The organism is Nonomuraea sp. AD125B (genome assembly GCF_041402765.1).
GTDB classification, from domain to species: domain Bacteria; phylum Actinomycetota; class Actinomycetes; order Streptosporangiales; family Streptosporangiaceae; genus Nonomuraea; species Nonomuraea bangladeshensis.
On sequence record NZ_JBGLOU010000006.1, the window covers coordinates 271,821 to 290,673 of the forward strand.

Here is an 18,853-nt window from a genome sequence, read left to right on the forward strand (position 1 = left end):
TCGCCGGTGACGGGCACGCCCGCGGGTAGCGGAGCGTGGGAGGGGAAAGCGAGGTGGGAAGAGCATGACCATCGAAGTCAAGGACCTCATGGGACGGGTGGCCATCGCCGTCAGGCAGGACGCGTCGTTCGCCGACATCGTGGCCGCGATGAGGCGGTTCGCGGTCGGGGCCGTCACCGTCATCGACGCCGAGCGGCGTCCCGTGGGCGTGGTCACCGCGGACGATCTCCTCATGAAGGAGACCGACCAGGTGCGCCACAGCGTCTCGATGTACGAGTCGCACCGGCAGCGGGCGGAGCACGAGAAGGCGGCGGCGGTCACGGCCGCCCGGCTCATGACCTCGCCGGCGATCACCGTCACGCCCCGCGACCCGGTGCGGGTGGCGGCCCGGCTGATGCACGACAGGCGCATCAAGCAGCTCCCCGTGGTCGACCCGGACACCGGCAGGATCGTCGGCACCCTCCACCAGCGGGACGTGCTGCGCGTCTTCACCCGGCCGGGCGAGGAGCTGGCGGCCGACGTGCGGGCCGTGCTGCCCGAGCGGGGGGGGTACACGATCGAGATCGACCGGGGCGTGGTGCGCGTCGCCGGCGAGGCCGAACGGCGCTCGCAGGTGATCGCGCTCGTGGAGCGGCTGCGCGCGGTGGAGGGCGTCATCGACGTGGTCGCGGACGTGCGCTGCGCCGTGGACGACCTCGTGGCCATGCCGCCGGGTTGAGGACCAAAGGCCCCGCCAGGCGGGTCGTACGGCTCTGCGTCAAAACCAGGTGAAGCGATGTCCTTGAGATACCGGAAATCGACGCGATCTCCACGAAAGGACGCCGTCATGACCGCCACCGCCAGCAAGCACGCCACCCGGGCCCACGTCGCCACCGAAAGCGCACGCCGCCCCGTGGACTACGTCTGGGCCGCCGCCCGCATCGCCCTCGGCTGGGTCTTCCTCTGGGCCTTCCTGGACAAGACCTTCGGCTGGGGCTTCGCCACCCCGGCGGCCAAGGCCTGGATCAACGGCGGCAGCCCCACCACCGGCTTCCTCAAGGGCACCGGCGAGAACGCCCTCGGCGGCCTGTTCACCGCGCTGGCCGGACAGGTCTGGGTGGACTGGCTGTTCATGCTCGGCCTGCTCGGCGTCGGCGCCGCGCTCGTCCTCGGGGTCGGCACCCGGATCGCCGCCGTCGCCGGGACCGTGATGCTGGTGCTCATGTGGGCGGCCGAGCTGCCCCTCACCACGAACCCGTTCATGGACGAGCACATCATCTACGCGATCGTCCTCGCCGGCCTGGCCCTCGCCGACGCCGGCGCCACCCTCGGCCTCGGCAACCTGCGCATCGTCCGCGAGCACGCGTGGCTCAGGTAGCCGGACCGCCCGCCCCGGAGCCGGCTTCCCGCAGAACGGACACACCCGCCAGAACGTGGCCGACCACATGGTCGGCCACGTTCGCGTCCACCGGCCGGACGCCGTGGTCGATCCACACGCTGCGCAGCCCGGCCGCCCTCGCGCCCGCGACGTCCGTGGCCGGGTCGTCGCCCACCATCCAGCCCCCGGCCGCCAGGTCCGCCCCGCAGCGCCGGGCCGCGATCGCGAACAGCTCCGCCGCCGGTTTGTGCACGCCCTCCGCCCCGGAGATCGCGTAACCGTCGATCAGCGTGTCCAGCCCCGTCCGCCGGATCTTGGCGAGCTGGCGCTCGCCCGAGCCGTTCGTGGCGATCCCCACCCGCCAGCCGCCGGCGCGCAGCTCCGCCAGCGCCTCGCGGACCCCCGGATAGCAGTCCACCAGGGACGGCAGCCGCCGCCGGAACGCCTCCCACAGCTCGTCCGCCGGCTCGGGCAGCCCGAACCGCCGCCGCACCCCCGCGAAGAACCGCGCCCGGTCCGCACCCGCCTCGGCGTCCAGCGCCGTGATCAGCCCGGCCGCCTCCGGCCCGAGCTTCCGCTCCTCCGCCAGCTCGGCGGCCCATCCGGCCACCGCCGTGTCCAGGTCGAGAAGGGTCCGGTCCAGGTCGAAGAGCACGAGCGGCGCCATGCCCGCCAGCCTACGGCCGCGTACATGCCCGGAGGTCCCTCACGAAAAGGACTTTCGCCGCTGGGCCCGCCGCCCGCCCCGGCGATGTCATGGGAGCCGGAGTGATCAGGAGGCTGTGATGAGCATGGTGGGGTCCGACGGCTCCCGTACGGCACACGACACCGGGCCGCAGGCCGACCGGCTCGGCGACTACCTGGCCCGCATCGGCGGCACGCCGCTGCTGACCGCCGAGGAGGAGGTCGCGCTGGCCGGGCGCGTCGCGGCCGGCAGGTCCGCCGCCCGCCTGCTCGCCGCCGGCGACGCGCGGCCCGGCCTGGAGGAGCTGGCCGCCGACGGCCGGGCCGCGCGGGAGCACCTCATCCGGGCGAACCTGCGCCTCGTGGTCTCCGTCGCCAAGCGGTACGCCTACCGCGGCATGTCCTGGGCCGACGTCGTCCAGGACGGCAACCTGGGCCTCATGGAGGCCGTCGAACGCTTCGACCACACCCGCGGCCACCGCTTCGCCACCTGCGCCACCTGGTGGATCCGCAAGCACATCCAGCAAGGACTGGAGTACGCGCACACCGTGCGGCTGCCGATCGGCGTCCAGGACGAGCTCGGCAGGCTGGCGCGGGCCGAGAGCGCCGTCGCGCAGCGCCTCGGCCGCACCCCCACCGAGGACGAGCTGGCCGCCCACCTCAGCGAGAAGCCGGCCAGGCTCGTCCTGCTGCGGCGGATCTCCCAGGGCTGCGTCAGCCTCGACCTGGCGCCCGGCGACCTCGTCGAGGACCCCGGCGGACCGGCGCCCGTGGAGAGCGCCGAGCGGGAGGCGCTGAAGGACGTGCTGACGGCGCTGGTGGCCGGGCTGGCGCCGCGCCAGGCGATGATCGTACGGATGCGCTACGGCCTGGACGGCCAGGACGAGCACACCCCCCGCCAGATCGCCGACCGGATGGGCGTGACCCCGCACTGGGTGCGCCAGCTCGAACGCGAGTCGCTGGCCCGCCTGTGCCGGCGCGGCACGAGGGCGGGCCTGACGGCCTGGATCGGCTGAATCGGCGCGTCCGGGCCTCGGCGGCGTCAGGCCGTGAAGTCGGCGAAGTCGAAGCCCGGCGAGACGACGCAGCTCACCAGCACCGGCTCGCCGGCCGCCGGCCGGGCCGACTGCGTGACGCCGCCGGGGACGACGGCCTGCGGGACCTCGCCGTCCTCGACCCGCGGCCCCAGGACGACCGTGCGCTCGCCGATCGTCAGCTCCAGCGGCCCGCCCCGGTGCCACAGCCAGACCTCGTCCGACTTCACCACGTGCGGCACGGACTCCTCGCCCGGGTTGAGCAGGAAGTAGATGCCGGTCGCGGTGGCGCGGGGACCGGCGTAGCCGGGCGGCTCGAAGGTCACCCCCGTACGCCAGGTCTCCCTGAACCACCCGCCCTCCGGGTGGGGGAGAAGGTCCAGGGCGGCGGCCACGGGCGGGCGCTCGACGAACGCGACCGGGGCGCCGGTGACGTCCCTGCGCAGGAAGCGGGTGCCGTCGAGGACGAGCTGTCCGGGCAGGCCGGCGGCCAGCGCGGCGGCCTCGTCGGCGACGTGGACGGACGGCCCGTCGGGGTAGGTCTTGAGCTCCACCCGGCCGAGTCTAGGGGGCCGCGAAATGTCGGTCGGAGTGGCTAGTCTGCGACGGGTGATCGAACGGTGGAGCCGTGATCAGGTGCTCGCCCTCGCCCCCGACGCCGCCTCCCGCAAGGCCGCGCAGGGCGTGGCGTCGCCCGGGAAATGGCAGGTGCGCGGCGTGGCCGGCGCGCTTCTCTACGGCGCGTGCCGCGGCAGCGGCGCCACGCCCTACCTGGCGTGCGTCGACCTGACCGGGCCCGCCTACCGCTGCACCTGCCCCAGCCGGAAGTTCCCCTGCAAGCACGCGCTGGGGCTGCTGCTGCTGTGGGCGGGCGACGCCCTCCCGGAGGGAACCCAGGCCCCGGCCTGGGCCACCGAGTGGCTCACCGCCCGCACCGCCCGAGCAACCTCCACCCGACCCCCGGCGCAGCCCCCCACCGAGCCCGAACCGGCGCCGGAGCGTTGGCCCGCCGAGGATCGACTGGGGCCGGAGCAGCGGGTTGACGGGGCGCTGAGGCGGCAGGCCGCCGGGGCCTCGTCGGGGCCTGAGCGACGCCCCGACGAGGCGGAGGTCGGGTCGGAGCGGCAACTCGCCGAAGCCGGGGCAGGGCGGCAGGCCGAGGTAGGGACCGAGCAGCCGGCCGATGGGGTCGAGGTGGGGCCGGCGCGGCAGCCCTCTGGGGCGGAGTCGGTGCGGCATGGGCGGGTGGGTGCGGGGCTGGCCGAGGTGGAGCGGTGGCTGGCTGACCAGGTCAGGCAGGGCCTCGCGGGAGCGGCCGAGCACGAGTGGGACGGCCTGGCCAAACGCCTCATCGACGCGCAGGCCCCCGGCGTCGCGGGCATGGTGTCTCGGCTGGCCCAGGTGCGGGCGGGCGACGACTGGCCGGGCCGGCTGCTGGCCGAGTACGCGCTGATCAACCTGCTCGCCGTCGCCTACCGGCGGCGCGCCGAGCTGCCCGCTCCGCTGGCCCGTACCGTCCTCATCCGCGCCGGATTCCCCGTCACCCGGGAGGAGGTGCTGGCCGGCCCGGCCCACCGCGACCACTGGGACGTCCTGGGCCGCCGCGACGAGGTGCAGGACCGCCTGACCGCGCGCCGCGTGTGGCTGCGCGGGCGACGCAGCGGGCGGGCCGCGCTGGTGCTGTCGTTCGCGCCGCAGGGCCAGCCGCTGGACGCCTCCCTGGTCACGGGCATCACCCTCGACGCCGACGTCGCCTTCTACCCCGGCGCGGCCCCCTTGCGGGCCCTGGTCGCCGACCGGCACGGCACCGTCCCCGCCGCCGGCCCGCCGCCCGGCGGCCCGCCCGAGGAGGCGCTGGAGGAGGTCGCCAGCGCCGTGGCGGAGGACCCGTGGGTGGAGTCGTGGCCGGTGGTGCTGACGGACGTCGTCCCCGAGCGGACCGCGCTCGGCGGGCTCCCGCTGCACCCCGCCGCCCACGACCCCTGGCGACTGCTCGCGGTGTCGGGCGGCCATCCGCTCACGGTGGCGGCCGAGTGGACGCCGCGGGGCCTGCGCCCCCTCACCACCTGGGACGACGACGGCACGGCGGTGATCCTGTGAGCGTACGAGGGCCGGTGCGAGCAGTGAGGGAGGGGGCTCGGTGAGCCGGTGGGACGAGTTGACGTCGGCGGCGCTCGTGGGCACCGATCGGCGGCCGTACCACGGTGTGCTGCTGGAGGACGCGGCCGTAGAGGTGGCGCGCCTGCGGGCGGGGCGGCGCCTCGGCCCGCTCGCGCCTCCGGACCCCGCGCCCGCCGAGGACCGCCCGGCCGTCGGACGGCAGGCGGCCGAGCGCCTGGCCCGCATCCTGGGCGGCGAGCACGAGCGGCTGCTGCCCGAGTGGCTGGCCGCCGCCGCGGCGACCGGCCGCCGTGTCCCTCCGCGCATGCTGCCCGACCTGCTCGACCGAGGCCGGCGCGACGGCTCCATCCGGGCGCACCTCGGCGTGCTGGCCGGGCGGCGCGGCAGGTGGCTGGCCGCGCTCAACCCGGCGTGGGCCTACCTGCTGGCCGAGCCCACGGGCGAGACCTGGGAGCTCGGCGGCCCCGCCGACCGCCGCGCCCACCTGCGGGCGCTGCGCGCGGCCGACCCCGGCGAGGCGAGGCTGCTGCTGGAGAGCACGTGGGAGCGCGAGACCCCGGACGACCGGGCCGAGTTCGTCGCGCTGCTGGCCGACGGGCTGAGCATGGCCGACGAGCCGTTCCTGGAGGCCGCGCTCGACGACCGCCGCCGCGAAGTACGCCAGACCGCCGCCAACCTCCTCACCCGCCTCCCCGCCTCCCGCATGGCGCGGCGGATGGCCGAGCGGCTGCGGTCGTGTGTCACCGTCACCGGCGACGTCATCGTCATCGAGGCCCCCGAGGCGTGCGACAAGGCGATGGAACGCGACGGCATCCGTCCGAAGCCCCCGCGCGGCCTCGGCGAGCGCGCCTGGTGGCTCCAGCAGCTCATCTCCCGCGCCCCTCTCGCGGCATGGGGCCACCCGCCCGAGCGGCTGCTGGCCATGCGCGTTCCTGACTGGGACGCCGAGGTCAGGACCGCCTGGGTACGCGCCGCCGTGCTCCAGCGCGACCCCGCCTGGGCGCGGGCGATGTTCGGCTGGGACCCGATCGCCGACCTGCTGGTGTCGCTGCCGCCGCAGGAGCAGCAGGACCTGGCGGCCGGTTTCGTACGCGGCCACGAACCCGACAGCCAGCTCATCATGGTGCTCGGCGGCGTGTCGTCCCCGTGGAAGGAGGAGCTGGCCACGGCCGTCCTCCACAAGATCGTCAAGGTGTCGGCCACACAGCCGTGGAACCTCGGCGAGCTGGTCAAGCTGGCCGGCGAGCACATCGACCCCGCGCTGTTCCCGCTGGCCGAGAGCTATTCGCCGGTCGAGCCGATCCAGCAGGTCGCGGCCCTGCTGCGGTTCCGCGCCGACCTGCACAAGGAGTTGTTGCCCGAGATGTCCGACAGCGCCCCGGTCATGAGACCGACGAAGGAGCACCCATGACCGTTCTGCGCCCGCACGCGGAAGACCAGTACGCCGAGGAGCTCGCCCTCCTCGCCAAGGACGACGACCGGCCACGGCCGCCGGGCTGGCGGCTGTCGCCGTGGGCGGTCACCACCTACGTGCTGGGCGACGGCGACCGCGTCAGCCCCAAGTACATCGGTCCCCGCCGCATCGTCGAGGTCGCCGTCGCCACGCTCGCCACCGACCGCGCGCTGCTGCTGCTCGGCGTGCCCGGCACCGCCAAGACGTGGCTGTCGGAGCATCTCGCCGCCGCCGTCAGCGGCGACTCCACGCTGCTCGTGCAGGGCACGGCCGGCACCGCCGAGGAAGCCGTACGCTACGGCTGGAACTACGCCCGCCTCCTCGCCGAGGGCCCCTCGCTCGACGCGCTCACCCCGTCGCCCGTCATGCGGGCCATGGCCGAGGGACGCATCGCCAGGGTCGAGGAGCTGACCCGCATGCCGTCCGACGTCCAGGACGCGCTGATCACCGTGCTCTCGGAGAAGACGCTGCCGATCCCCGAGCTCAACCGCGAGGTGCAGGCCGAACGCGGCTTCAACGTCATCGCCACCGCCAACGACCGCGACCGCGGCGTCAACGAGCTGTCCAGCGCCCTGCGCCGCCGCTTCAACACCGTGGTGCTGCCGGTGCCGGCGACCGCCGAGGAGGAGGTCGACATCGTCGCCCGGCGCGTCGCCCAGCTCGGGCGCTCGCTGGAGCTGCCGGAGACGGCCACGGGGCTGGAGGAGATCCGGCGGGTGGTGACGGTCTTCCGCGAGCTGCGCATGGGCGTCACCGAGGACGGGCGCACCAAGCTCAAGTCGCCGAGCGGCACGCTGTCCACGGCCGAGGCCATCTCCGTGCTGACCAGCGGCATCGCGCTCGCCGCCCACTTCGGCGACGGCGTCCTGCGCCCGGCCGACGTCGCCGCGGGCATCGTCGGGGCCGTGGTGCAGGAGCCGGTGTCCGACCGGGTGGTGTGGCGCGAATACCTGGAGACCGTGGTCCGCGAGCGCTCCGACTGGCGCGACTTCTACCGAGCCTGCCGCGAGGCCACATGACCACGTCCGGAGCGCTGGTGGTGGGGGAGGCGCGCGTGACGGTGCTCGGCGTGCGCCACCACGGGCCGGGCTCGGCCAGGGCCGTCCGCGCCGAGCTCGAACGCCTGCGCCCCGACGCGATCCTCATCGAGGGGCCGCCCGAGGCCGACCCGCTCGTCCGCCTCGCCCCTGGTCTCGACCCGCCCGTCGCGCTGCTGGCGCACGTGCCGGGAGCGCCGTCGCGCGCGGCGTTCTGGCCGTTCGCCGGGTTCTCGCCGGAGTGGCAGGCGATCCTGTACGGGGTGTCGGCCGGCGTACCGGTGCGCTTCTGCGACCTGCCGGCCGCGCACACCCTGGCCGAGGACCCGCGAGGCGGCGAGGACCAGCCGACCGCCGCACGACCGGCCGACCCCATCGGCGCACTGGCCGCCGCGGCCGGCTACGACGACCCGGAACGCTGGTGGGAGGACGTCGTCGAGCACCGGCCCGGCCCCACCGCCGAAGCGCCGGCGCCCTGGTTCGAGGTGATCGCCGAGGCCATGGCCGCCGTACGCGAGGGTCACGTGCCCGACGAGCGGGAGGCCAGGCGCGAGGCCCACATGCGCAGGACCGTCCGCGCCGCGCTCAAACAGGGCCACACCCGCGTCGCGGTCGTCTGCGGCGCCTGGCACGTGCCCGCGCTCACCGGCCCGCAGCCGTCCGCCGCGGCCGACAACGCGCTGCTGCGCGGCCTGCCCAAGGTGAAGGTGGAGCTGACCTGGGTGCCGTGGACGTACGGCCGGCTCGCCTCCTGGAGTGGCTACGGCGCGGGCGTCACCTCGCCGGGCTGGTACCACCACCTTTTCACCGTGCCCGACCACCCGGTGGAGCGGTGGCTGGCCGAGGCGGCCGGGGTGCTGCGCGGCGAAGGGCTCGCGGTGTCGTCCGCGCACGTCATCGAGTCCGTACGGCTCGCCGAGAGCCTGGCCGCGCTCCGCGGCCGGCCCCTGGCCGGGCTGAGCGAGGTCACCGAGGCGGCACGAGCGGTCCTGTGCGAGGGCGACGACCTGGCGGTGGAGCTGATCCAGCGGCGGCTGGTCGTCGGCGACCGGCTCGGCCGCGTACCGGACGGCGTGCCGATGGTGCCGCTCCAGCGCGACCTGCGCGACCAGCAACGGCGACTGCGGCTGCGGCCCGAGGCGCTCGACCGCGAGCTCGACCTCGACCTGCGCAAGCCCCTCGACCTCGAACGCAGCCACCTGCTGCACCGGCTGCGGCTGCTGGAGGTGGGCTGGGGCACGCCGGGGCAGGCGCGCGGCAAGGGCACCTTCCGCGAGACGTGGACCCTGCGGTGGCGGCCGGAGCACGATCTCGCGCTCATCGAGCACGCCGCGCTCGGCACCACCGTCGCGGCGGCGGCCACGCGGCGGGCCGCCGACCGCGCCGGGGGCGGCTCGGCGGCGCTGGCGGAGCTGACGGCGCTGGTCGAGCACTGCCTGCTGGCCGACCTGCCGGACGCGCTGCCCGCCGTGCTTGCCGCACTGTCGGCGCGGGCCGCCCTGGACACCGACGTCACGCACCTCATGGCGGCACTGCCCGCGATGGTCCGCGCCCACCGGTACGGCGACGTACGCGGCACTCCGGCCGAGGGGCTGGCGGTGATCGTCCGTTCGATGCTGGACCGGATCAGGATCGGGCTGCCGGTCGCCGTGACCGGCCTGGACGACGACGCCGCGGCCGACCTGCTCAAACACATCGACGCCGTCCACGCCGCCGTCGCCCTCCTCACCGAACACGTGGACGGGACGGAACATGCGGAGCCCGTCGAGCGGCCCGAGGGGGGACGGGAGCGGGAACGTTGGCTGGCGACGTTGCGTGGGCTCAGCGACCGGCAGGATCTGCACGGCCTCATCGAAGGCCGGCTCACCCGGATCCTCCTCGACTGCGGCGAGCTCGACGACGCCGGCGACCGCATGTCCCGGGCCATGTCCCGCGGACAGGCGCCGGCGCGGGCCGCATCCTGGGTGGAGGGTTTCCTGAGCGGGGGAGGCCTGCTGCTGGTGCACGACCCTCGGCTGCTCTCCCTGGTGGACGGCTGGCTCACCGGGCTGTCCGGCGACCAGTTCACCGACGTGCTGCCGCTGCTGCGCCGTACGTTCGGCGCGTTCGCCGCCCCCGAGCGCCGTTCGATCGGCGAGCGCCTGCGTTCGGCGGGACGCGAACGGGACCGGGACGACGCCCACGACCTGGACGACCGCCGCGCGGCCGGCGCCGTCGCCACCGTCCTGTCGATCATCGGCCGCACACCCGCCCGCACCACCGAGGGGGAACGATGAACGACGAGCGGATGCGGCGCTGGCGGCTGGTGCTGGGAGGCGGCGACGCCGACGGGGTCGGGTTCGGGCTGCAGGGGGACGACGCCCACATGGACGCCGCCCTCGCCGCCGTCTACGACCACGGCGAGGGCGGCAGCGCCGGGACCGGCGGCGGCAGAGAGGGCGGGCTGGGGGCGTCGGCCCCGCGCGTGGCGCGCTGGCTCGGCGACATCCGGACCTACTTCCCCGCCACGGTCGTCCAGGTGATGCAGAAGGACGCGATCGAGCGGCTCAACCTCACCAGGCTCCTGCTGGAGCCGGAGATGCTGGAGGCCGTGGAGCCCGACGTGCACCTGGTCGGCACCCTGCTCGCGCTCAACAAGGTGATGCCCGACCAGGCCAGGGAGTCGGCGCGGGCGGTGGTCCGCACGGTGGTGGCGGAGCTGGAGCGCCGGCTGGCGCAGCGGACGCGGGCGGCGGTGGCGGGCGCGCTCGACCGCTCGGCGCGCACGCACCGCCCGAAGCGGACGGCCGACATCGACTGGGACCGTACGATCCGGGCGAATCTCAAGCACTACCTGCCCGACCGCAACACGGTGGTCCCGTCCCGGCTGGTCGGCTACGCCCGGCGCAGGCGGGCGGTGCAGCGGGAGGTCGTGCTGTGCGTCGACCAGAGCGGGTCGATGGCGGCGTCGGTGGTGTACTCAAGCGTGTTCGGGGCGGTGCTGGCCTCGATGAGGTCGTTGCGGACGTCGCTCGTGGTGTTCGACACGGCGGTGGTGGACCTCACGGACCAGTTGCACGACCCGGTGGAGCTGCTGTTCGGCACCCAGCTCGGCGGCGGCACCGACATCAACCGGGCCGTCGCCTACTGCCAGGGCCTCATCACCCGTCCGGCCGACTCGATCTTCGTCCTGGTCAGCGACCTGTACGAGGGCGGCGTCCGGCAGGAGATGCTGCGCCGGGTGGCGGCGATGAAGGAGGCCGGCGTGCAGGTGATCGTGCTGCTGGCGCTGTCCGACGAGGGGGCGCCCTTCTACGATCACGAGAACGCCGCCGCGCTGGCCGCGATGGGGGTGCCGGCGTTCGCCTGCACCCCCGACGCCTTTCCCGGGCTGATGGCGGCGGCGATCGAGCGCCGCGACATCGGCCGCTGGGCGGAGCACACCTTCGGAGCCTGATCCCACAGCCCTGCCGCCCGTCCTGCCGTCCGCCCTGCCGTCCTCATGGCCGGCGGGGCTCAGTGGGCGGGTTCCTGGTCGGGATGGGCGTGCCGCGGCAGCAGGAACGACAGCGCGAACGTCAGCACCAGCAGCCCGACCTCGACCCACACCGTGACCTCCATCGAGGCACCGAACCCCCACTGGTCGGCGAGCAGGTTGAAGAACAGCGTCCCCAGCAGGGCGCTGCCGAGCGCGCCGCCGAGCTGCTGCACGGCGGTCAGCGTCCCGGACGCCGAGCCGGACTCGTGCGGCTCGACCCCGGCGAGCACGATGTCGAAGAACGGCGCCATGGTGAGCCCCATGCCGATGCCGACGAGGCCGAGGCCGGGGGCGAGCTGCCAGACGGTGACGTCGAGCCCGGCGAAGTGGATGGTGAGCGCGAGCACGGCCGCCCCCGCCCCCATCACGGTCGCGCCGATCTGCAGCAGCCCGCGCCCGAGCTTCTCCTGCAGCCCGGACATCGCCAGGCCGAAGCCGACCACGCCCCCGACGGCCTGCGGCAGCCCGGCGAGGCCCGCCTTGAGCGGGGAGAAGCCGAGCCCCATCTGGGTGTAGAGGGCGAAGACCAGGCCGATGCCCATCATGCCGGTGAAGAAGGCGAGCCCGGCGACGAGCCCGCCGGTGAAGGCGCGCTTGCGGAACAGGCCGGGGACGACCAGCGGGTCCTTGCCGGAGGCGGCGCGGCGGGTCTCGTACCGGGCGAACACGGCGAAGACCACGATCGAGGCGGCCATGGACGCGAACGTCCACCAGGGCCAGCCCTGCTCGCGCCCCTGGATGAGCGGGTAGATGAGCAGCAGCGCGGCGAGCGAGACCAGCCCGACGCCGCCGAGGTCGAGCCGGGTGGCGTTGGACAGGCGGAACTCGGGCAGGAAGCGGATCCCGGCGAGCGCGGCGGCGAGGCCGAGCGGCAGGTTGATCAGGAAGATCATGCGCCAGCCGGTGCCGAAGAAGTCGGCGTCGACGAGCCAGCCGGCCAGCACCGGGCCGCCGACCGACGAGATGGTCATGACCGGCCCGAACATGCCGAACGCCTTGCCCATCTCGTGCGGCGGGAACATTTCCTTGATCAGGCCCAGCCCTTGGGGCAGCATCACGGCGCCGAACAGGCCCTGCAGCACCCGTGCGGCGATCAGCATCTCGGGGCTGACGGCGATGCCGCACAGCAGCGAGGCCGCGGTGAAGCCGAAGGCGCCGATGAGGAACATGCGCTTGCGGCCGTAGAGGTCGCCGAGCCGGCCGCCGGTGATGAGGCCGACGGCCATGGCGAGCGTGTAGCCGGCGCCGAGCCACTGCACGAGGCTGTCGCTCCCGCCCAGGTCGCGCTGGATGGTGGGGGCGGCGATGGTGGTGACCAGGGCGTCGAGCAGGTCCATGACCTCGGCGGCGAGGATCACGAAGAGCGCGACCCATCGCCACCGGTAGCCCTGGGCCTCGCCTGTCTCCTGGGAGGCGGTGACGGTCATCTTGGTAACTCCTGACGGATGAAACAGTGTTCTGCGGAACGAACGGTGTTCGTCACGAACACCGTTTTAGTAGCGAACACCGTTCGTGTCAAGTACAGTGTTCGGTATGGACCGGACGAGGACGACCGACGGCGTGCCCGCCCCTCCCTGGCGCAAGTCACGCCGGCAGCCGCAGCCCAAGCGCCAGCTCAGCCAGGACCTCATCGTCGAGGCCGGGCTGCGGATCCTGGACGACGAGGGGTTCGAGGCGCTCAGCATGCGGCGCGTCGCCCAGGAGCTCGACACCGGCCCCGCGTCCTTGTACGCGCACGTCGCGAACAAGGAGGAGCTGCTGGAGCTGATCTACGACCGGGTGCTCGGCGAGATCCGGCTGCCCGAGCGCGACGCGGCCCACTGGAAGGAGCAGCTGCGCGCGTACTGCCTGGAGGTGCACCGCGTCCTCGGCCACCACTCCGACGTGGCCCGCGCGGCGCTGGCGAGCATCCCCACCGGCCCCAACTCCCTGCGCGCGGGCGAGTTCGTCTACGGGCTGCTCATCGAGGCCGGCATGCACCCGAGGGAGGCGTCGCTGGTCATGGACCGCCTCTCGCTCTACCTCATCGGCGACGCCTACGAGGGCTCCCTGCACCGCGCCAGGATGCGCGCCGCCGGGCTGACCGACCCGCAGGAGTACTTCGAGCGGTTCTCCGGCCAGATCGCCACCTACTACCGCGCACTGCCCGCCTCCACCTTCCCGCACCTGCACCAGCACATCGACGAGCTGGTCGCCGACGACGGCGAGAACCGCTTCATGTACGGGCTGGAGCTGATGCTCGACGGCCTGGAGAACCGCATGCCCGGCGCCTGATCCGGCCCCGGTCCAGAGCCTGATCTAGGTCCAAGTGCCGAGAGGCGGCTAGGACCAGCGGCCGATGTGCTGAGCTGTGCCTTCGCCCTAGCGTGACCGGCATGACGACGATCGTTGAGGAGAAGCCGGCCCCGGCCGGCGTGGTGTCGGCGCCGTACCGTGCGCTGAGTTTCGGGCTCGTGGCCATCGTGACCCTGCTGGCGTTCGAGGCGATGGCGGTGGCCACGGCCATGCCGGTGGTGGCCCGCGAGCTGGACGGCATGCCCCTGTACAACCTGGCCTTCAGCGCCACCCTGGCGGCCAGCGTGATCGCGACCGTGCTGGGCGGGCGGTGGAGCGACCGGCGCGGGCCGCTCGAACCGATCGCGGCCGGGGTGGTGACGTTCGTGGCCGGGCTGCTGCTGGCGGGGTTCGCGCCGACCATGGAGGTGTTCGTGGCCGGCCGGTTCGTGCAGGGGCTCGGCGCCGGGGCCACCCAGGTCGCCTTGTACGTGCTGGTCGCCCGCGTCTACCCCGCCGCGCTGCATCCGAAGGTGTTCGCGCTGTTCTCGGCCGCGTGGGTGGTGCCGTCGATGGTGGGGCCGGCGATCGCCGGGTTCGTGGTGCAGAACGCCGACTGGCGGTGGATCTTCCTCGGCGTCTCGCTCATCGTCGTCCCGTCGGCGCTGCTGCTCTGGCGCGGCACCACCGGCCGCGACCTCGGCGCAGGCTCCGGAGAGCCCGCGCCGGGCGCCGACCCCGCCCCCGCTCTCGGCCGCAAGCTGGTCTGGGCCGCGGTGACGGCCGTGGCCGCCGCGCTCATCCAGTACGGCAGCGCCCTGGAGCTGGCCGGCCTGCCCCTGCTCGCGGCGGGCGTCGTCCTGCTGGCCGTGGCACTGCCCAGGCTGCTGCCGACCGGCTCGCTGCGGGCCGCGCCCGGCCTGCCGAGCGCGCCGGTGCTGCGCGGGCTGGCGTTCGGCTCGCTCACCGCCGCCCAGGTGCTGATCCCCCTCATGCTGATCAACGAGCGCGGGCTCAGCGCCACCGCCGCCGGCATCGTCCTCACGGTCGGCGCGCTCGGCTGGTCCACCGGCTCCTGGCTCAAGGGCCGCGGCCGGATCAGCAACCTGCTCGCGGTCCGCGGCGGAGCCGCCCTGCTCGCGACCGGCCTCGCGCTGGTCACGCTCGTGCTGGTGGACTCGGTGCCGCTGGCGCTCGCGCACGTCGCCATGGCCATCGCCGGACTCGGCATCGGCATGCTGCACCCGACGGTCTCGGTGCTGGTGCTGGAGATGTCCGCGCCGGGGGAGGAGGGCCAGAACAGCGCCGCCGTGGGCGTCGGCGAGTCGGTCTTCACCGTGGTCGCCGTCGCGGCCAGCGGCGCGATCTTCACGGCCTCCGGCGGCAGCTACGCGGCCGGTCTGCTCACCGCCGTGGCGCTGGCCGTGCTGGCGTTCGCGCTGGCCCCCCGTTTGGTCCGGTCCCGCACAGCAGGCACTATGGAGGTGACCGTGCCCTGAAGTGGGCCGTAAGAGGGGGGTACATGCCGCGCGTGCGTGAGCTCGAGGTCTTCCGGCTCGTCCTGCCGTACGGCAGGAGGTCGGAGACCCTGCTCGTGAAGCTCACCGACCAAGGCGGCATGACCGGGTGGGGCGAAGCGCTCTCCCCTCAGCCCAAGACCTGGTCGAAGCTGGAAGAGACGCTGGCCGCCCTGCTCATCGGCGTCGACTGGGAGCACCCCGACGCCGTCCCGAGCGGCGATCCGGCGGTCGACATGGCCTGCTGGGACCTGTGGACGAGGATGCGCGGCGTGCCGCTCGCCGAGGCGATCGGCGGCACCCGCACCTCCCTCATGGCCACCGTCCGCCTGTCGCCCGACCCGTCCACGGAGAGCCTGGTCAGCCGGGTCAACCAGCAGGTCTGCGCCGGCTACGGGCACGTCACGCTCGACGTGCGTCCCGGCTGGGACGTCGAGCCCGTACGCGCCGTCCGGGCCGCCTACCCCGCGCTGACCCTCGCCGTCGACTGCGGCAACGCCTACACCGAGCAGGGCCAGCTCGTCGCCCTCGACTCCTACGGCCTGGAGGTCATCGAGCGGCCGTTCGCCACCGGCGACGTCTACGCCCACGCCGCGCTCCAGGACGAGGTGACGGCCTCCGTGGCCGTCGAGGTCGCCTCCACCGCCGAGCTCGACGACTTCCTCACCGTACGGGCCGCGCGGGTGCTGCTGCTGCGGCCCACGGCCTTCCCGTCCCTGAGCGAGGCCCGCCGCGCCCACGACCGGGCGGCGGCGGCCGGCTGGGACATCCAGTGCGCGGGCGGCCAGGGGATGGGGCTGGCCAGGGCGGCCACCGTCGCCGTCGCCAGCCTGCCCGGCTGCACGCTGCCCTGCGACGTCACCCAGCCGCCCCGGCAGAACCAGCTCGTCACCCCGATCGTGGGGGCGAACGCGGGCGTCATCGCCGTCCCGCTGACGCAGTCCGGGCTCGGCCACGACATCGACGAGACCCGCCTGCGCCGGATGGCGAAGGAGACCTTCCACGCCTGAGGCCGGTGTTCGCCGAACGCGTACCGGCCGGGCGGCCCGGCGGACGCGCCGACGTGGTGGAGTTGGCCTGAGAGCCGGGCGCGGCGGGACGTCCGGGCTGCTGCCGGAGGTGGGCTGATGGCGAGGGACGCCGACGAGGACGCGATCCGGCTGGCCGGGGAGTCGCTGGCGGCCGGCGATCCGCTGGGCTGGTTCGAACGCCTCTACGCCGAGTCGGCGTCCGGCGAGGCGATCGTGCCCTGGGACTCGCGCGCCCCGCACCCCCTGCTCGCCGAGTGGGCCGAGGCCCACGCCGACGGAAAGGGGCGGGCGCTCGTCGTGGGGGCGGGGCTCGGCGACGACGCCGAACACCTCGCCGGGCTCGGCTACGACACCGTCGCCTTCGACGTGAGCGAGTCGGCCGTGCGGCTGGCGCGCGAGCGGTTCCCCGGGAGCCGGGTGCGCTACGAGGTGGCCGACCTGCTGCGCCCGCCGGAGGAGTGGCGGCGGGCGTACGATCTGGTGGTGGAGATCATGACGGTGCAGGCGCTGCCGGAGCCGCTGCACGCCGCCGCCACCGAGGCGATCGCCGAGTTCGTCGGCCCCGGCGGCACACTGCTGGTGATCGCGACCGGGCGGGAGGAGGGCGGGCCGGTGTTCGCGCCGCCGTGGCCGCTGACGCCGTCCGAGATCGCCGCGTTCGCGACGGACGGCCTGGAGCGGGGCACGGTCGAGGACCTGCGGGACGGCGGTCGCCACCGCTGGCGGGCCACCTTCCACCGCTCGCTCACGGCATGAACGGGCCGAGCGCCGTGCTGCCCGAGGAGGCGCTGCACCTCAGCAACGGCGACGCCACCGACGTGCCGGGCACCGGGCTCGCCCGGCGCGTGGTCTACTGGCGCGACGTCCTGCACGAGGGCCCGGTGCCGGAGGTCGCCCCGGCCGAGCTGCGCCGCGTCCGCGCCGACCACCTCACGGCCTGCCACGGCGCCGAGCGCGAGGCGACGCTGCGCGCCTTCGCCGAACGCGACCAGGCCCTTGAGGGCAACCGCGACGGCGCGTACGTCCTGTGGTTCGAGGCCGACCTGTACGACCAGCTCCAGATCGTGGAGATCCTCGCCCGCCTGGCCGCCCTGGGCGTTCCCGCAGAGCGGGTGACGCTCATCTGCATCGGCGAATACCCCGGCATCGCTCAGTTCGGCGGCCTCGGGCAGCTCACCGCCGAGCAACTGCGCGAGCTGCCCGGCACCGGAGCGTGCGCCCGGCTGACCCCGGCGGCGCTGGAGCTGGCCACCCGCGCGTGGGCGGCCTTCCGCGCGCCGACGCCCGAGGGCCTGGCCGCCATCGCCGCGGCCCGGCTGGGGGAGCTGCGCTTCCTGGGCGAGGCGTTCGACCGGCTCGGCCGCGAATACCCCTCCACCCGGGACGGGCTGTCGCTGTCCGAGCGCCGGGTGCTGGCCGCCGTCGCCGCCGGCGCGCCCGACGCGGGCACGGCCTTCGTCCGGGCCGCGGCACGCGAGCCGCGGCCCTTCATGGGCGATCTCACCTGCTTCGACCGGATGGAACGGCTGGCGCGGGGCCCGCACCCGCTGCTCGACCTCGACCCGGCCGCCGGCCCGGTGACGCGGACGACCCGACTGCGCCTGACCGACACCGGCGCGCGCGTCCTCGCCGGCCAGGCCGACCAGGTCACGCTCAACGGCGTCGACCGGTGGATCGGCGGCGTCCACCTGCACGGCCACCAGGTGGCGTGGCGCTGGAACGAGGCCACGGAAACCGTCACCCCCGCCGCGAAGGAGCAGGAGAGTCAGTGAACGAACGTGACGCCTACACCATCACCGCCGGCAGGAGCGGCCCCTGGTGGGCGTTGACCGTCCACGGGCCCGGCCTCAAGCGCGGCTACCACACTCAGGTGAAGCGTCTGGAGCACGCCGAGGAGATGGCTCGCGATCTCGCGGCCACGATGCTGGACGTCGACGTCTCCGACCTCGACGCCGATTTTGAGCTGGCGGTGGCCGACGAGGTCGCGTCCACCTGACCGCAGGCTGCCGGGATCATCGCGGTCAGAGGGCGATGAGCCGTACGCGGCCACCGCAAAGGCGGGCCAGGTCGTCGATGTCGGAGGTGAGGATGGCGACCGGTCCGGGCTGCCGCAGGGCGACCTCCGCCACGGTCGCGTCGATCGCGTACTTGTGACCGTGCAGTCCCGCGGTCTGAAGCAGCTTCGCGGAAGCCTTGGCCGCCCTCGCGGTCACCGGCTCGATCCTGACCCGCGAGAGCGCCCACTGCAGACGGGACAGGTTCACCCGCGCGTGGCTGACCTCCACGATGGTGTTGGCGCTGATGACGAGGTCCGCGCCCATGCCGTGGAACACCTGGAACATCGCGAGCACCTTACGGTCTTGCGCGATCCAGGCGGCCAGCCCTTCGGAGTCCAGGACGACGGTCTCGACGTGGCCGATCACTCCGGGCCCGCCTCGTGGCCGTGACCCCTTGCACCGAGGATCCTCGACCGGGCCTCAGCGAGTTCTTCCTCGGTGAACCTGCCGTGCTCCTCCTGGTAATGGAGCAGGTCGGCGCCGAGGAGCTGATGCCGGAGCTGGCGCGCCACCGCTTCGGCCACATAGGCGGAGAGGTTGTCGGTGATCTTCTTGAGCTCGGCCACCTGGTCGTTCGGCAGGGTCACCGTGATGCGCGTCGTCTCGGCCATGGACCCAGCATACCGTGGTATGCGCGGGTCAGGTGGGCGGGCAGGCGCCGGGCAGCACCAGGTGGATCAGCCGGGAGCGGCGGCGCATCCGGTAGCTGCGGGCGGTGTCGAGCGGGCGAGGGCTAGCGAGGTGGAGTTGTCGAACCCGGCGCCCACCTGG

Annotated in this window: 19 protein-coding genes; 14 read left to right on the top strand and 5 right to left on the bottom strand. The window is 74.2% G+C overall.

Annotated elements, in window-relative coordinates:
* The first annotated feature begins 64 nt into the window (after positions 1–64).
* The gene (locus ACBR40_RS18215; RefSeq protein WP_371249479.1) at positions 65–718 is read left to right on the top strand and encodes a CBS domain-containing protein; all 654 of its coding nucleotides are present in this window, start codon (positions 65–67) and stop codon (positions 716–718) included.
* A 108-nt stretch (positions 719–826) separates the two neighbouring features.
* Positions 827–1,357 (top strand): hypothetical protein, encoded by a 531-nt coding sequence (locus ACBR40_RS18220; protein ID WP_371249480.1) that lies wholly within the window; start codon positions 827–829, stop codon positions 1,355–1,357.
* Here the strand turns inward: ACBR40_RS18220 and ACBR40_RS18225 are convergent.
* Complete coding sequence (locus ACBR40_RS18225; RefSeq protein WP_371249481.1) at positions 1,350–2,024, bottom strand: HAD family hydrolase; 675 nt, start codon at positions 2,022–2,024, stop codon at positions 1,350–1,352. The two genes, ACBR40_RS18220 and ACBR40_RS18225, sit on opposite strands and share 8 nt — an antisense overlap.
* A gap of 118 nt (positions 2,025–2,142) precedes the next feature.
* Here ACBR40_RS18225 and ACBR40_RS18230 point away from each other — a divergent pair, with 118 nt between their 5' ends.
* Complete coding sequence (locus ACBR40_RS18230) at positions 2,143–3,057, top strand: RNA polymerase sigma factor RpoD/SigA (RefSeq protein WP_371249482.1); 915 nt, start codon at positions 2,143–2,145, stop codon at positions 3,055–3,057.
* A gap of 26 nt (positions 3,058–3,083) precedes the next feature.
* Here the strand turns inward: ACBR40_RS18230 and ACBR40_RS18235 are convergent, their stop codons facing one another.
* Complete coding sequence (locus ACBR40_RS18235; protein WP_344211996.1) at positions 3,084–3,629, bottom strand: cupin domain-containing protein; 546 nt, start codon at positions 3,627–3,629, stop codon at positions 3,084–3,086.
* Positions 3,630–3,654: 25 nt separating this feature from the next.
* Between ACBR40_RS18235 and ACBR40_RS18240 the strand changes: the two genes are divergently transcribed.
* From ACBR40_RS18240 to ACBR40_RS18260, 5 genes are read left to right on the top strand one after another with little or no spacing between them, the layout of a single operon-like run.
* On the top strand, positions 3,655–5,175 hold the full coding sequence (locus ACBR40_RS18240; protein ID WP_371249483.1) for an SWIM zinc finger family protein: 1,521 nt from the start codon (positions 3,655–3,657) through the stop codon (positions 5,173–5,175).
* 40 nt (positions 5,176–5,215) lie between these two features.
* On the top strand, positions 5,216–6,607 hold the full coding sequence (locus ACBR40_RS18245; protein WP_371249484.1) for a DUF5691 domain-containing protein: 1,392 nt from the start codon (positions 5,216–5,218) through the stop codon (positions 6,605–6,607).
* Positions 6,604–7,668, top strand: a complete 1,065-nt coding sequence (locus ACBR40_RS18250; protein ID WP_371249485.1) for an AAA family ATPase — start codon at positions 6,604–6,606, stop codon at positions 7,666–7,668. The genes ACBR40_RS18245 and ACBR40_RS18250 overlap by 4 nt, the downstream gene beginning before the upstream one ends.
* Positions 7,665–9,962 carry a DUF5682 family protein gene (locus ACBR40_RS18255; RefSeq protein ID WP_371249486.1) on the top strand — a complete coding sequence of 766 codons (2,298 nt, stop codon included), beginning with the start codon at positions 7,665–7,667 and terminating at the stop codon, positions 9,960–9,962. Before ACBR40_RS18250 ends, ACBR40_RS18255 begins: the two co-directional genes overlap by 4 nt.
* Positions 9,959–11,122: a VWA domain-containing protein gene (locus ACBR40_RS18260; RefSeq protein WP_371249487.1), complete on the top strand. Its 1,164-nt coding sequence runs from the start codon at positions 9,959–9,961 to the stop codon at positions 11,120–11,122. The genes ACBR40_RS18255 and ACBR40_RS18260 overlap by 4 nt, the downstream gene beginning before the upstream one ends.
* A 59-nt stretch (positions 11,123–11,181) precedes the next feature.
* On the opposite strand, the gene ACBR40_RS18265 is transcribed toward ACBR40_RS18260, so the two are convergent.
* Complete coding sequence (locus ACBR40_RS18265) at positions 11,182–12,630, bottom strand: MFS transporter (RefSeq protein WP_371249488.1); 1,449 nt, start codon at positions 12,628–12,630, stop codon at positions 11,182–11,184.
* A gap of 106 nt (positions 12,631–12,736) precedes the next feature.
* On the opposite strand from ACBR40_RS18265, the gene ACBR40_RS18270 reads away from it, so the two are divergent.
* From ACBR40_RS18270 to ACBR40_RS18295, 6 genes are all read left to right on the top strand, one after another.
* Positions 12,737–13,477, top strand: a complete 741-nt coding sequence (locus ACBR40_RS18270; RefSeq protein ID WP_344211982.1) for a TetR/AcrR family transcriptional regulator — start codon at positions 12,737–12,739, stop codon at positions 13,475–13,477.
* A gap of 101 nt (positions 13,478–13,578) precedes the next feature.
* Complete coding sequence (locus ACBR40_RS18275; RefSeq protein WP_371249489.1) at positions 13,579–14,976, top strand: MFS transporter; 1,398 nt, start codon at positions 13,579–13,581, stop codon at positions 14,974–14,976.
* A gap of 23 nt (positions 14,977–14,999) precedes the next feature.
* Entirely contained in the window at positions 15,000–16,004 is a 1,005-nt protein-coding gene (locus ACBR40_RS18280) for an enolase C-terminal domain-like protein (RefSeq protein WP_364444623.1), read from the top strand.
* A gap of 117 nt (positions 16,005–16,121) precedes the next feature.
* Positions 16,122–16,781, top strand: coding sequence for a class I SAM-dependent methyltransferase (locus ACBR40_RS18285; RefSeq protein WP_371249490.1), 660 nt, complete (start codon positions 16,122–16,124; stop codon positions 16,779–16,781).
* Entirely contained in the window at positions 16,778–17,797 is a 1,020-nt protein-coding gene (locus ACBR40_RS18290; RefSeq protein WP_371249491.1) for a hypothetical protein, read from the top strand. The genes ACBR40_RS18285 and ACBR40_RS18290 overlap by 4 nt, the downstream gene beginning before the upstream one ends.
* Positions 17,794–18,021, top strand: coding sequence for a hypothetical protein (locus ACBR40_RS18295; protein ID WP_371249492.1), 228 nt, complete (start codon positions 17,794–17,796; stop codon positions 18,019–18,021). Before ACBR40_RS18290 ends, ACBR40_RS18295 begins: the two co-directional genes overlap by 4 nt.
* Before the next feature lie 25 nt (positions 18,022–18,046).
* Here ACBR40_RS18295 and ACBR40_RS18300 read toward each other — a convergent pair whose 3' ends face one another.
* Both ACBR40_RS18300 and ACBR40_RS18305 read right to left on the bottom strand, forming a co-directional pair.
* Positions 18,047–18,448, bottom strand: a complete 402-nt coding sequence (locus ACBR40_RS18300; RefSeq protein ID WP_344211972.1) for a PIN domain-containing protein — start codon at positions 18,446–18,448, stop codon at positions 18,047–18,049.
* A complete protein-coding gene (locus tag ACBR40_RS18305) occupies positions 18,445–18,693 on the bottom strand; it encodes a hypothetical protein (RefSeq protein WP_344211970.1) in 249 nt (82 codons plus the stop codon). The genes ACBR40_RS18300 and ACBR40_RS18305 overlap by 4 nt, the downstream gene beginning before the upstream one ends.
* Positions 18,694–18,853: the final 160 nt, after the last annotated feature.

Coding starts and splice junctions, on each gene's coding strand:
- ACBR40_RS18215 (WP_371249479.1), top strand. CDS start 65: ATGACCATCGAAGTCAAGGACCTCATGGGACGGGTGGCCATCGCCGTC.
- ACBR40_RS18220 (WP_371249480.1), top strand. CDS start 827: ATGACCGCCACCGCCAGCAAGCACGCCACCCGGGCCCACGTCGCCACC.
- ACBR40_RS18225 (WP_371249481.1), bottom strand. CDS start 2,024: ATGGCGCCGCTCGTGCTCTTCGACCTGGACCGGACCCTTCTCGACCTG.
- ACBR40_RS18230 (WP_371249482.1), top strand. CDS start 2,143: ATGAGCATGGTGGGGTCCGACGGCTCCCGTACGGCACACGACACCGGG.
- ACBR40_RS18240 (WP_371249483.1), top strand. CDS start 3,655: ATGTCGGTCGGAGTGGCTAGTCTGCGACGGGTGATCGAACGGTGGAGC.
- ACBR40_RS18250 (WP_371249485.1), top strand. CDS start 6,604: ATGACCGTTCTGCGCCCGCACGCGGAAGACCAGTACGCCGAGGAGCTC.
- ACBR40_RS18255 (WP_371249486.1), top strand. CDS start 7,665: ATGACCACGTCCGGAGCGCTGGTGGTGGGGGAGGCGCGCGTGACGGTG.
- ACBR40_RS18260 (WP_371249487.1), top strand. CDS start 9,959: ATGAACGACGAGCGGATGCGGCGCTGGCGGCTGGTGCTGGGAGGCGGC.
- ACBR40_RS18265 (WP_371249488.1), bottom strand. CDS start 12,630: ATGACCGTCACCGCCTCCCAGGAGACAGGCGAGGCCCAGGGCTACCGG.
- ACBR40_RS18270 (WP_344211982.1), top strand. CDS start 12,737: ATGGACCGGACGAGGACGACCGACGGCGTGCCCGCCCCTCCCTGGCGC.
- ACBR40_RS18275 (WP_371249489.1), top strand. CDS start 13,579: ATGACGACGATCGTTGAGGAGAAGCCGGCCCCGGCCGGCGTGGTGTCG.
- ACBR40_RS18280 (WP_364444623.1), top strand. CDS start 15,000: ATGCCGCGCGTGCGTGAGCTCGAGGTCTTCCGGCTCGTCCTGCCGTAC.
- ACBR40_RS18285 (WP_371249490.1), top strand. CDS start 16,122: ATGGCGAGGGACGCCGACGAGGACGCGATCCGGCTGGCCGGGGAGTCG.
- ACBR40_RS18290 (WP_371249491.1), top strand. CDS start 16,778: ATGAACGGGCCGAGCGCCGTGCTGCCCGAGGAGGCGCTGCACCTCAGC.
- ACBR40_RS18305 (WP_344211970.1), bottom strand. CDS start 18,693: ATGGCCGAGACGACGCGCATCACGGTGACCCTGCCGAACGACCAGGTG.